The 12,950-nt window shown below is 36.0% G+C and carries 8 protein-coding genes; 6 read left to right on the top strand and 2 right to left on the bottom strand.

Annotated features, from left to right (window positions below):
• Positions 1 to 36: 36 nt before the first annotated feature.
• On the bottom strand, positions 37 to 1,725 hold the full coding sequence (locus tag AC1M84_RS00905) for a ShlB/FhaC/HecB family hemolysin secretion/activation protein (RefSeq protein WP_481594222.1): 1,689 nt from the start codon (positions 1,723 to 1,725) through the stop codon (positions 37 to 39).
• A gap of 589 nt (positions 1,726 to 2,314) precedes the next feature.
• Here AC1M84_RS00905 and AC1M84_RS00900 point away from each other — a divergent pair.
• The 6 genes from AC1M84_RS00900 to AC1M84_RS00875 all read left to right on the top strand — a co-directional run bounded on the left by AC1M84_RS00900 (position 2,315) and on the right by AC1M84_RS00875 (position 11,854).
• On the top strand, positions 2,315 to 3,151 hold the full coding sequence (locus AC1M84_RS00900) for a TIGR02391 family protein (protein WP_481594221.1): 837 nt from the start codon (positions 2,315 to 2,317) through the stop codon (positions 3,149 to 3,151).
• 75 nt (positions 3,152 to 3,226) lie between these two features.
• Positions 3,227 to 6,013 (top strand): type I restriction endonuclease subunit R, encoded by a 2,787-nt coding sequence (locus tag AC1M84_RS00895; protein ID WP_481594220.1) that lies wholly within the window; start codon positions 3,227 to 3,229, stop codon positions 6,011 to 6,013.
• Complete coding sequence (locus tag AC1M84_RS00890) at positions 6,010 to 7,713, top strand: restriction endonuclease subunit S (RefSeq protein WP_481594219.1); 1,704 nt, start codon at positions 6,010 to 6,012, stop codon at positions 7,711 to 7,713. The genes AC1M84_RS00895 and AC1M84_RS00890 overlap by 4 nt, the downstream gene beginning before the upstream one ends.
• Positions 7,703 to 9,457, top strand: coding sequence for an AAA family ATPase (locus AC1M84_RS00885; RefSeq protein ID WP_481594218.1), 1,755 nt, complete (start codon positions 7,703 to 7,705; stop codon positions 9,455 to 9,457). The genes AC1M84_RS00890 and AC1M84_RS00885 overlap by 11 nt, the downstream gene beginning before the upstream one ends.
• Entirely contained in the window at positions 9,454 to 10,338 is an 885-nt protein-coding gene (locus AC1M84_RS00880; RefSeq protein ID WP_481594217.1) for an HNH endonuclease family protein, read from the top strand. The genes AC1M84_RS00885 and AC1M84_RS00880 overlap by 4 nt, the downstream gene beginning before the upstream one ends.
• Before the next feature lie 58 nt (positions 10,339 to 10,396).
• Positions 10,397 to 11,854, top strand: a complete 1,458-nt coding sequence (locus AC1M84_RS00875; RefSeq protein ID WP_481594216.1) for a class I SAM-dependent DNA methyltransferase — start codon at positions 10,397 to 10,399, stop codon at positions 11,852 to 11,854.
• Between the two features lie 14 nt (positions 11,855 to 11,868).
• Here AC1M84_RS00875 and AC1M84_RS00870 read toward each other — a convergent pair whose 3' ends face one another.
• Positions 11,869 to 12,948: a 5-methylcytosine restriction system specificity protein McrC gene (locus tag AC1M84_RS00870; protein WP_481594215.1), complete on the bottom strand. Its 1,080-nt coding sequence runs from the start codon at positions 12,946 to 12,948 to the stop codon at positions 11,869 to 11,871.
• Between the last annotated feature and the right edge of the window lie 2 nt (positions 12,949 to 12,950).

Below are 12,950 nucleotides of genomic sequence, written 5' to 3'. Positions count from 1 at the left end.
CTTCTATTTTTTAAATAATTTTTTAAATTAAAAGCTTTAAAAAGAATAATTCAGGCTAAAGCCCGTAATAAACTCTTTTTTTATACTCTGTGGAGTAACCAGTCCGTGTCCAACAAAAGCATCCAGATATAGCCCCTGGTAGTAGCTACGTATTCCCGTAACTCCCCCTGCTAAATAACGCTGCCCCGCGATACTGTGCTTCCCAGTAACCCACCCCTGATCTATCCCTAGATAGACTTGGCTGTTCAAGGGAGTATTGATATTTATTTCTTGCTGCAGAAAATGACCATTATCTCCAGATAACATGATTTCACCATCGAAGCCACGAACACTATAGCGACCACCAATATAGAGACGGTCTTGGGGCACCAAGACCTTGGGCGTATATTGCCCTTTCCAATTTATGCGGTATTGAGCTGCCTGATTGAATAAATTAAAAGGATAATTTATTCGCAAATCAGCACTCCAGAGTGGTGCACGTGAGTAACCTTCAACCGGAAGTGGATTTCCAAAAATGTCGGTAATTTCTTCTTCTGGCGCAGCAAGTGAATTAAAAGCGCCCACCCCTCTTCGATAATCTAATCCGACATCGACTAAGGTATTGCCAATATAGTGCTTATGCTGAATACCCGCATGCCAGCCAGCTGTACGTCGATGCTGAACACCGATTTCAATATCTTCAATATAGTTGCGGTTTTGTTTTTGATAAAATTTGCCATATACGGAAGTTTTATATTGGGTTCCGCGTAACAACATTTTAGACAAGGTGATATTAGCCTGCTGACTTTCACCACTGTATAAAATCGGACTCTCATAACCCGCAACATACTGATCGTATTCATACCAGTTGTAAGTTGCACTCAAGTCAAAAGTCTGGAACGGTAATTGATAGCTAGCAAAGTAACTTTTATTACGGTCTTGATCAAAATCATCAAGTGAATGGCTGAAATTAAGATACAGCCTGTCATTCATTCGGGCAGGATTATTCAGGGTCAGTCCAATGTTACCAATATATTGGCCAGTGCTTTTATTACCCGAATCATCTACAGACACGCTAACATTAAGTTTTTTATAAGGTTGCGTGCTAATCAAAATATTACTGTGCCCTACTGCTGTTTCTTCTGTAGCGGGCTCTATTTGAATATCAACCTCTAATCCAGATACTTTTTTTAAATTTTCTAATGCTTGGTCTAATAAACGAATATTAAGAATATCGCCTTCTGTAAAAGGAAGGGCTGTCTTTAACTGCAGAACTGAAATATCAGGCCCATTATGACTGATCTTAGCTATACGTCCTGGCACCAATTCAAATCTTAATATCCCTTGAGTCATATCCTGTTCAGGCACCACAATTTGAGTCGTGACAAAACCTTTCTTGATCAATTCATTCTGAGCGAATCTCATCACATTCTGTAAACTCTTAGTACCTATACACTGCCCTATAATTTGACCATTTTTTTTATTGAGTAATTTAGTCAAAAAAACAAAAGCATCTGTCGCCTTAGGTTTCAAATCATCTACGTCTATAACTATTCTTTGAATATCAAAACAAGGGATTTCATCAATAATTAGTGATTTCTGTTTAGCTAAATTATAAGTTTTAGGTTTAATATTAGTTTGTGTATCTAGCTGCTGTTTTAAATCTTTTAACCGCTGGTCTTGCCTAATCAATTCGGGTAAAAAAATCTCTTCAGGAAATAAAGACTTTACACTAGAAGCACTCACATTTTGACTAGCAACACACACAGTATTTAAAGTAAAAAAACAACTCAAACTTAGATAAAAAAATTTTCTCATTTTTAACGATTATTATTATAAAATTAAACATTGTGACGAAATCTACTTTATTTATCCATAATCCTCAATACCACACATCTTTACTTTTTTTACTTTTTTGTTAATTTAGCTTCGTTGCACCATTTTTAGAGAGTATGACACTTATCGAAAATTCAATTACAATTAATTCCTCACCCTAAGTCTCTGTTACTTGAACAACGCACATCGACTGCTGCGAATCTGTTAGATGCATAGTGTAATTCTTCCGTACTTATATGGGGAGTTATTAGAACAGCTATATCAAATATATATTTTATTGTTTTTGATATTTTTTAATTTAGATTTTAAAAATTTACAGCTTCAATTAATTTTTTAATCGGAATTTTATTATTTTACAATGTAGTTAGCGTAGAGGTGGTGGCAATTGAACTCACCCGAAATCTTTAATGAAATCTTGCAATTAAAAAATTTGAAGTACTAGATTTTTACCCCAATTTACCCCATCATCTTTTCGAACAAAAATTCTCTATTTATAAAAATGTTTAAAACAGAAAATTACTATCGTGTCGATTATTTAGGTGAAGAAGGCATTACAGAAACATGTCTATTAAGCCTGCACAATTTGATCCAAACTCATGCAGATCTAAGTTACGCTCTATTGCTGACAAGTGAACAATCTCATGCCTTTATCATGAAAGATCTAACCGAAAATTATTATGTCATTCGCTCTGGCTTTACATCGGGTTATTTCGGAGAAGGACCTAAAGGTCTAGCAATAGCTCTGTCTCTTTTAAAGAGGCATCATATTGAAACTGAAGAAATTCTAGTATCCACAAAACTCCTTAATAAATTGAATAGCTCATCATTGAGTGATCAGGACATCGAATTTATTTTTCAGCAAAAAATCATTCGTCCTATTCGTCTGCATGATTATATTTATCCTTTCGAAAATGAAGCAGCCCACACTGTTAATTCAAAGCGTTACTACCCTTTAGAACTACCCTACTCGATTATTGATGACAGAATTTTTGACTTAGCGTTACTGTTTAAGCAAGATCCCGACTCTGCTTTAACAAAAGCGTATAAACGTCTTGAAGATATTGTTCGTACACGTACAGGTATCCGTGAGCATAGCACCAAGCTATTTGCACAAATCTTTCAAGGTGAAAATGCCATCCTCACTTGGGACGTACCTGATAATGCAGAAATCAAAGGCCGAGTAAATTTATTTACGGGTGCATACATGGCATTCAGGAATGCTCGTGCCCATCGAGAAAAAGATGAAAACATAATTCATCAGTATCGAGAGTTTTTATTAATTAATGAACTCTATTTACTCGAGCAAGAGGCTATTTTGATTCAACCCAAAGAATAAGTCTAAAGTGTGAGTTCAACTTCCATAACTTTATAAGTATACTTTTTTTAATATAGATACTTATAAAGGGTAAACATGTCTCCAGAAGATAAAGCTCGGGTTATCATTGATCAAAAACTAGAATCTTCTGGGTGGCTTGTTGTCGATAAAAAAGATTTCAACCCCGGTGCAGCTCCAGGTATCGCTGTTCGCGAATTTCAAACTAAAACTGGTCCTGCGGATTACATTCTCTTTGTAAATCGTACTCCTGTTGGAGTTATCGAAGCCAAGCGCGACGAAGAAGGTGAAAATATCACCACACATGAACGCCAAACAAAAAGGTATGCAACATCAGGTTTGAAATCAAAAAAACCATACGATGACCTCCCCTTCCTTTTCCAAGCAACATCACAAATTACACGCTTTACAGATAGACGAGATCCTGAGCCGCGCTCACGTGAGATTTTTTGGTTTTATAGACCTGAATTTTTAAACGAGCTATTTAAAAAAGAGAAGACTTTACGTCAACGGCTTCAGGAAATGCCGGCTTTGAATATTGACAACCTGCGGGACTGTCAAATTGATGCTATTACAGGACTAGAAAAGTCATTAGCGGTACAACAGCCTCGTTCACTTATTCACATGGCAACTGGTGCTGGTAAGACATTTACTGCGATTTCCTCGGTCTATCGTCTGCTCAAATTTGCAAAAGCCAAACGTATTTTATTCTTAGTTGATACGCGAAACTTAGGAAAGCAAGCTCACCAAGAATTTATGGCATTTACGCCACCTGACGATAAACGTAAGTTCACTGAACTTTATAATGTTCAACGCCTCATGTCTTCTACCTTAGATAGCAAAGCGGATGTATGCATTTCTACAATCCAACGCATGTATTCGATTTTGTCTGGTGAAAAACTGGATGAGCAAGATGAAGATATTAACTTAAATGAATTGAATACATTAGAAGAAAATACACGCTTGTCTAAAAAGCATATTCAGTACAACCCTAATGTGCCTATCGAGTCATTTGATTTCATTATCATTGATGAGTGTCATCGCAGTATTTACAATTTATGGAAACAAGTTCTTGACTACTTTGATGCATTCTTGATCGGCTTAAGTGCGACACCGGATAAACGTACCTATGGCTTCTTTAATGAAAATATTGTTGCTCAATATAGTTATGAGCAATCTGTGATTGATGGTGTCAATGTTGGCTACGACATCTATGAAATCGAAACAGAAATTACAAAAAAAGGTCAGACCATTCGTGCAAAGCAATTCATTGATCGCCGTAGTCGCCAAACCCGAGCTAAACGTTTAGTTGAGGCTGATCAAGATATTGTCTACACCCATAAAGACTTAGATAAAGATGTGGTCAATCCAAGTCAAATTCGCAACATCATTCGAGAAATGAAGCGAGCTGTAAGCCAAGAAATTTTCCCAGACCGTCAAGAAGTCCCAAAGACGTTAATCTTTGCAAAATCGGATAGTCATGCAGACGACATTATTAATATCGTGCGTGAAGAGTACGGTAAGGGCAATGAATTTTGTGAAAAAGTAACTTATAGCGCCAAAGATCCTGATGGTGTACTCAGTGATTTCCGTAACGAATATAACCCTCGTATTGCCGTGACCGTGGATATGATTGCCACGGGTACAGATGTAAAACCATTAGAAGTTTTACTGTTTATGCGAGATGTTCGTTCTAAGGGCTATTACGAACAAATGAAAGGTCGTGGTGTTCGTAGTTTAGATGAAGATGGCTTAAAGAAAGTTTCACAAAGCGCGAGTGGTGCCAAAACTCGATTTGTTATCATCGATGCTGTGGGTGTAGAAAAATCTCAAAAAACTGAAAGTCGTCAATTAGAGCGCAAACCAACCACAACTTTAAAACAACTCATGGATGGCATCATTATTGGTGATGTAGACGAAGATACTGCTTTAAGTTTGGCAAACCGACTGATTCGACTCAATAAAAATTTAGATGCAGAAACGCAAGCTAAAATTAGCCAGCTTACCGATGGCAAAAGTCTAAAACAAATTACTGAATCGATTTTGGATGCGGTTGATCCTGATACGATTAATCAAGCGATTATCACAGATGCCACGTCTCAAGGTCTGGTTATTGAGGAAGATTCAATCTCAGAACAGCAGTACTTAGACAAAATGAGTGAGCTCCTTGAGCAGGCTTACCGTGTATTTGATGATCCTGAACTTAGAAATTTACTGATTGAAAAGAAAGATGCTGAACAGATTATTGATACTGTAAACATTGATCAAGTCATTCACCGTGGTTTCTCTGCAAATGTAGAACAGAAAGCTCAAGAAGATATCGCAAAGTTCGAAGCCTATTTAAAAGAGCACCGCGAAGACATTGAAGCGTTAAGTTTCTTTTATGATCAACCCTATCAACGCCGTGAACTGACTTTAAGCATGATTCAAGAGCTTCATGATAAACTCAGCCGTCCTCCGCTATTACTGACCACTGAACGTCTTTGGTCTGCTTATGAAAGAGTAAAAGGCAGTCAAGTCAAAGGTGTAAATACTCAGCGTAAATTAACGGATTTATTATCTTTAGTTCGTTTTGCTTCTGGTTTAGATCAAGAGCTTTCTCCATTTAGTGAGGAAGTCGATAAACGTTTCCAAAAGTGGGTGTTTAGACATAATGCTCAGAATGCAACAGCATTTACTGAGGAGCAAATGACTTGGCTGCGTTTAATGAAAGATCATATTGCGAATAGTTGTCAGCTAACACCGAATGATTTTAAGTTAGGTTCGTTGGCGAGTCATGGTGGGGCATTTAAAGCGGCAGAAGTTTTTGGTCGAGAGAAACTGATGCCATTAATGAAAGAATTAAATGAAGAGTTAGTGGCATGACAAATTTACCAACATCTTGGTGTGAAATTGAATTCGATGAAGGCTTCGACTCTCTATCACCAAATACAAATAAGATAAAACAAAAATCTTACCTTAGTGTTGGCGAAATTCCAGTTATAGACCAAGGTGAAAATTTCATTAGTGGTTATACCAATGACCCCGATAGTTTAGTACAAATCTCAAGTCCTTTAATTGGATTCGGCGATCACACCCGAAGATTTAAATTCATCAATTTTCCTTTTGCTGTTGGTGCAGATGGATTAAAACTTATAAAACCTATAAACAATTTATTAGATGCTAAATTTGCATATTACCAATTATTACATACCAAAATTGAAGATCGCGGATATAGCCGTCATTACCAATATTTACGTAAATCAAAATTTAGTTTAGCTCCATTTAATGAGCAAATCCGTATCACTGATAAAATCGATGAATTATTTAGCGAACTGGATAATGGCATTGAAGAGCTTGAAACTGCTCAGAAGAAATTAGAGCTTTATCGTCAGTCGCTATTAAAGTCAGCTGTTGATGGCGAACTCAGTAAAGAATGGCGTGAAACTCAAACTGAAATTTCTGAAACTGGTGAACAGCTATTAGCTCGTATCTTAAAAGAACGCCGTGAACGCTGGGAACAAGAGAAACTTAAAGAGTTTGCAGAAAAAGGAAAAAATCCGCCAAAAAATTGGCAGGATAAATACCCTGAGCCTGTTCAACCTGATACAGAAAATCTACCTCAATTACCTGAAGGTTGGGTGTGGGCTACATTATCTCAAGTTGGTTGGTTAGACCGCGGAAAATCGCAACATAGACCACGTAATGCTCCTCATCTTTACGGTGGGGATTATCCATTTATTCAAACGAGTGATATTCGTTATGCTGACACATTTATTGAAAGCTATGAAAAAACTTACAGCGAAGCAGGTTTAGCTCAAAGTAGATTATGGCCAGTAGGTACGATGTGCATTACTATTGCGGCAAATATTGGGCATACTGCCATCATGAGTTTTGAAGGATGTTTCCCCGATAGCCTCGTAGGATTTTTAACAACATGTAACGATGTATCAGTACGATATATTGAATTTTTTATGCGCACCGCTCAGAGAAAATTAGAAGATGAAGCCCCAGCAACTGCACAAAAAAATATTAATTTAGATATTTTATCAAAAGTTGTACTTCCATTACCTCCTTTTAAAGAACAACTACATCTTGTTGAAGTATTAGATAATCAATTAGAAAAATTGCAATTTCAAAATGAAGCCATTAAAAACTCTATAGAATCTATTTCCAAGCAAAAGCTGAATATTTTAAAGCAAGCTTTTACAGGAAGACTTGTACCTCAAGATCCTAATGATGAACCTGCTCAAGTCCTGTTACAACGCATTCAACAGCAACGTGAAGCAGAAGCTTTAGTAAAAAAATCATCTACCAAAAAACGCTCGACCTCAAAAGCTAAAAAGGAAGTTGGTATGTCTCAGACTATTCTCGAAATTTTACAACAGCAGTCAGATTGGATTTCAGGACAAGAATTAGCAACAGCTTTTGGATTAAATGGAAACAGTAAAATTGAAGAAATTGAACAGTTTTACGAACAGCTTCGCACGCTGAGCCTAGATGACAAAATCATGGTAAAGCCAGATAAACAAAATCGTAAAGAACAAGATCTGATTAAGCTCAAGGATAAGACTGATGCGTCTTGATTACTTAAAGATTGGTAGTGCTAAGGATAGCCCTACCCATCAATTTAAAAATTTAAAAGATGTCTGTATCGACTTCGATGAACATCAATCCATCACTGTTGTTATCGGTTGGAATGGAACAGGTAAATCTAATGTATTAGAAGCACTTGCTATTATATTTAGAGATTTAATCCGAAAAGAAAAAATGCCAGCCTTTGCCTTTGAGCTGAAATATGAGATCGGTTCAGGCATAAACAAGAAATATGTCACTATTCAAGCTGATCCTGATTTGGAAAAAGAGCAATATATTTTTTCGTACATCCCACTTCAAACAGTTTTAGAACCATTAAACAAAAATCAATCCCCAATAAATTTAGTCGAGCTAAAACAACCTGATTTATTCTCAGAAAAAGCGATTTCTAACATTGAAAGTGAAAATGAGGCGTCCGAAGTACCTAAGCCGATAAACGTCTCTTTTACAAAATTTACAGCTGAGAATAGTGAGTTTTTACCTAAATTTGTATTTAGCTATTATTCTGGTTTAAGTACTAGAATGCAGGACATTTTTACACCTTATATCGAACAATATGACAAAAAGCTAAGAGGTGGTAAAACTTCGGAGGAAGTTGGGTTTAAACGTATGTTCTATGCCCTACCTATTCACAGTCAATTTGTCCTCTTAGCTTTTTTATTTAAACAAGATGAAACGATTAAATCTTTTTTGGAAAATCAGTTAGGTATTGATGCCGAATCTGGCATCGAATCAATTCTTTTTGAATTACGCCAACCCTCTTGGACAAATAAAAAGGATGATGGTGATCCAAGACTTTGGGATGCCAAAGGCGTAGTTAAAGAGTTCCTTAGTGAACTGTACGATATTTCGTTAGCGCCAATTAAAATTACCAAAAGTTCAAAAAGTAGCTTATGGAATAAGAAAACTCGTGAATATCAATATTTATTTCTCAAAGATATGTCATCTTTTCAAAAACTCATGGAGCATAAAGAACCACGGATTCTATTTCGTGATTTAGAAAGTACTTATGTCTCTGAGTTAATTGAAGCTGTACACATACGCGTTAAATTAAAAAAGAATAATGGTACTGTCACTTTTAAAGAATTAAGTGAAGGCGAACAACAACTACTGACAGTTTTAGGCTTACTACGTTTTACCAATGAAGAAGAAAGTCTTTATTTACTCGATGAACCTGATACACATCTAAATCCTAAATGGTCAGTTGAATATCTAAATTATTTAGAAGCATTCATGAAAAGTGAGGCGAATGGTTTAAAAACCAATAGTCATATTGTACTCACGACGCATAATCCGATTGCTATTGCAGAACTTAAAAAAGAACAAATTCAGATTTTGCATCGTGATGAAGATAAGCAGATTTATGCGACTGAACCTGATTTAGACCCGAAAGGTATGGGCTATGCTGGGATCATCACTAGCGATATGTTCGGATTAGGGAGTTCTCTAGACAAAAAAACTAATGAACTATTAATTGAGTATCAAAAGTTGGTCATTAAACCAAGAATAGATAAAACACCTGAGGATAAAGAACGTCAAAAGGAATTACGAGAGTATCTAGAAAAATTAGATTTTAATTTTGATTTTAAAGATCGGATTAAACAAGAATTTATGCGAGCTCGTTTCGACTTAATGCATGGAACGACTTATGTAGATGAGCCCATTGTTACCGATGAAAATAAACAAAAAGCTTTAGATGCTTTGGTTAAAAGCCTTATGTCGAGTGAAGAATGAACTTTATAGATCACACCTCACCCCCAACAGATAGAAATTTTCATAATCCAAGTGATACTTCCACAACCTATACATATCGCTTATTACAAGTTGCGAATATATTTGGCCCTTTTCCTAAAAGAGCTCTGACTCCCAAAGAAAAACTAATTAAAGATGCCCATTGGAAAGATCTAAAGTCTTGGTTGAGCTTGAAGAGCTCTGGAAAATGTTGGTTTTGTGAATCCAAAGATTTGAGATCAACTTCTGATGTTGAACATTTTCGTCCAAAAAATCAAGTAAAGATAGGCAAGAAAAAATTAAAATATCCGAGCTCCCATGTAAGATATGGTGAAGACTTTGAAGGCTATTGGTGGTTAAGTTATGACTGGACTAATTACAGATTATCTTGTCAGCGGTGTAATCGATTAGACACTGATTCTTCAACAAGGATCGTTCATGGTAAAGGAAACTCTTTCCCTTTGGTTGATGAAAATCAACGTTGTTGGGATTTGACTCAAAATCATCTAACAGAGAAACCATTGTTACTTGATCCATGTGTCCAATCAGATACAACTCTTCTTTTACATACTCTGTCTGGGGAAATTAAGCCTTTTACATCGAATACTAAGGCAATTGAATATAAAAGAGCATCGTTTTCTATTAGATTGTTAGGGCTAAATGCCTATGGCGTAGTAGAAAAGAAAAGAGAAATAAAAGCAGATATCGAAATTATATTAGACAAGTACATGGGTAAAAATAATGTAGATGCGGACTTTGAGAGATTTATTGAAAAAAATCTAAATCCATCACGAGAATATTATACCTTTGTAAAAGGTATAATCTTGCAATTTCGTGAAGACATACCTTGGTTAGAAAGTAAACTAACATCAATGGGCTTATAGGTCTTACACTAGTATTGATGTATTCTTGACCGAGATTTTTAGAACTGATTACATTGTAATGAATGCGACTACTTTAATTTCCAAAATTTGGAATTTCTGCCATACCTTACGTGATGATGGTGTGGGCTATGGTGATTACCTAGAACAACTGACATTCTTACTTTTCTTAAAAATGGCTCATGAACAAAAAACACTAAATCCATTTGAGTCAGTTGATGTGGGTATTCCAGCTGGTTACGACTGGGAAAGTCTGATCAGCCTAAAAGGTGCCGAGTTAGAAACGCATTATCTTAAAGTGTTAAATAAACTTGGTACTATGTCTGGCATGTTAGGTGCCATTTTTTTTAAAGCACAAAATAAAATTCAAGATCCTGCAAAACTGCATCGTTTAGTATCACTCATCAATGAAGATACATGGAGTGGGATTGGTGCTGATGTAAAGGGCGACATGTACGAAGGCCTTTTGCAAAAAAATGCAGAAGATACCAAAAGTGGTGCTGGTCAGTACTTTACCCCTCGCCCAGTGATTGATGCAATTGTTGAATGTGTACGCCCAAAACCAATGAAAACCATTGCAGATCCTGCATGTGGTACAGGCGGTTTTTTCCTTGGTGCCCATAAATATTTGCTGTCTCAAAAGCTAGATAATAAACAAGCTGAATTCTTAAAAGAAAAAACTTTCTTTGGTAATGAAATCGTCGCAAGTACACGCCGTTTATGTTTGATGAACTTGTATCTACATAATGTTGGACATCTTACAGATGAACCACATATTGCTCGTGCTGATGCTTTAATTAGTGAACCTGCTGTAAAAGTAGATTATGTATTAGCCAATCCTCCTTTTGGTAAAAAAAGCAGCATGACTTTGACCAATGAGGAAGGTGAAGAAGATAAAGAATCTCTGACTTACGAGCGTCCTGATTTTTGGGTGACCACATCAAATAAACAATTAAACTTCTTACAACATATTGTCAGTATGCTGAAAGCAGATGGTAAAGCAGCTGTTGTTTTACCCGATAACGTACTTTTTGAAGGCGGTGTCGGTGAACGTGTACGTAAGAAGTTATTAACTGGATGTGATGTTCATACGATTTTGCGTTTGCCTACTGGTATCTTCTATGCAAATGGTGTGAAAGCAAATGTGATTTTCTTTGATAACAAGCCTAAATCAGAACAAATCCAAACTAAAGGTATTTGGTTCTACGACCTTAGAACCAATAAACGCTTTACACTTAAAACTCGTCAACTTCGTAAAGCTGATTTGGATGACTTCATCAAGTGTTATAATCCTGAAAATCGTTTTGAACGCCAAGAAACAGAACGCTTCAAGTATTTTAGCTATGATGAAATTATTGCTCGTGACAAAACGAGCTTAGATATCTTCTGGCTAAAGGACAATAACTTAGATAACCTTGATGACTTACCTGCACCAGATGTACTGCAACAAGAAATCATCGAGCATTTAGAAGCTGCTTTGGAGTCTTTTAAATCGGTTGCTATAAGTTTAAAAGATTAAAAACAAATCAAAAGCTAGGCTAATTCTATTAGCCTAGCTTTAACCTCTATTGCAGACGCTGTTAAATCAATAGTTTGGAACTCCAACCCATAGCCCTGAATTTTTACTTTTTCCGATATATCTACTCCAACGCTCGGATGAAGTAATATCCCTCTTTGAAATACTGGATATCCATTTTCTTCTTGGGACCTTAGGTATGTGTAAATTTGATAGATATACCCATTCCTAAATTTTTCTTTACCAAATCGATTAGATACTAAAACGTTATTAAATTTAGTATCAATCATGGTCGCCTGTCCTGTCTGTGTATTTCTTAAAATAATATCAGCCTCCATCTGAGGTAGCATATCTGTAATCAATGCATCAGTATCAAACTTCCATTGCAATTTTTTATTATGACTAACTGTCCACACCTTAGCTGATAAGTTCTTAGAGTAAAAACCATAAACCGCTTTTTCAAACAATTTTCTTAACCATTCCTCACTCATTTCTTCTAAATTTGGAAGTAAATGATTTCCTTTTTGCATTGTTGGTATTTTCAATTCATTTAACAGCTGACACGTTTGAAGAAGTGCCTGTTCAGAATAATCAAAATGACCAAACCGATCTGATTTTAGATCATAGTTTTGAATGAATGGACAAGTAACTCCCAGCCCTTCAAGAATATTAATATTCTGAACAATCCTTCCTTTCAATCCATCTATGCCCTTTAAAAAAAGTGCATTTTTCAAAGTCCTGAGTACATACTGATATCTTGGGATATCTAGAGTAAGCTCGTCATAAGAACAATTGACTTGTCCCCTCTGCATCAACATCTTACTTTCAGTTGTTAAAAAATTAATACTGCCTCGTACACGAGTTAAATTTTCACTCCTAGTGACATAATTACTCGACAGCCCCTTAGCTATATTCCTATCAAACTGATCGCACAATAACTCTAAGATAATGGTGTATAAGTCATCAGGGTTCTCTTCAACATTCAAAAATTTATCTTCAGAAGTCTTATAGACTTCCGAAGCATAAAGAATTAACAACCAAACATTTTTTATAGGGATTCCATACTTAGTGATGTAATGGTAATGGATATCTAACATGT

It is taken from the genome of Acinetobacter sp. 24-47-66 (assembly GCF_056779755.1).
The sequence above is the reverse complement of the archived record's forward strand: the minus strand, read 5'-3'. Positions and strand labels throughout refer to the sequence as shown.

What these genes read in the sequence shown, in the direction of transcription:
- AC1M84_RS00885 (WP_481594218.1), top strand. Translation starts at nt 7,703, where the DNA reads ATGCGTCTTGATTACTTAAAGATTGGTAGTGCTAAGGATAGCCCTACC.
- AC1M84_RS00900 (WP_481594221.1), top strand. Translation starts at nt 2,315, where the DNA reads ATGTTTAAAACAGAAAATTACTATCGTGTCGATTATTTAGGTGAAGAA.
- AC1M84_RS00895 (WP_481594220.1), top strand. Translation starts at nt 3,227, where the DNA reads ATGTCTCCAGAAGATAAAGCTCGGGTTATCATTGATCAAAAACTAGAA.
- AC1M84_RS00870 (WP_481594215.1), bottom strand. Translation starts at nt 12,948, where the DNA reads ATGTTAGATATCCATTACCATTACATCACTAAGTATGGAATCCCTATA.
- AC1M84_RS00890 (WP_481594219.1), top strand. Translation starts at nt 6,010, where the DNA reads ATGACAAATTTACCAACATCTTGGTGTGAAATTGAATTCGATGAAGGC.
- AC1M84_RS00880 (WP_481594217.1), top strand. Translation starts at nt 9,454, where the DNA reads ATGAACTTTATAGATCACACCTCACCCCCAACAGATAGAAATTTTCAT.
- AC1M84_RS00875 (WP_481594216.1), top strand. Translation starts at nt 10,397, where the DNA reads ATGAATGCGACTACTTTAATTTCCAAAATTTGGAATTTCTGCCATACC.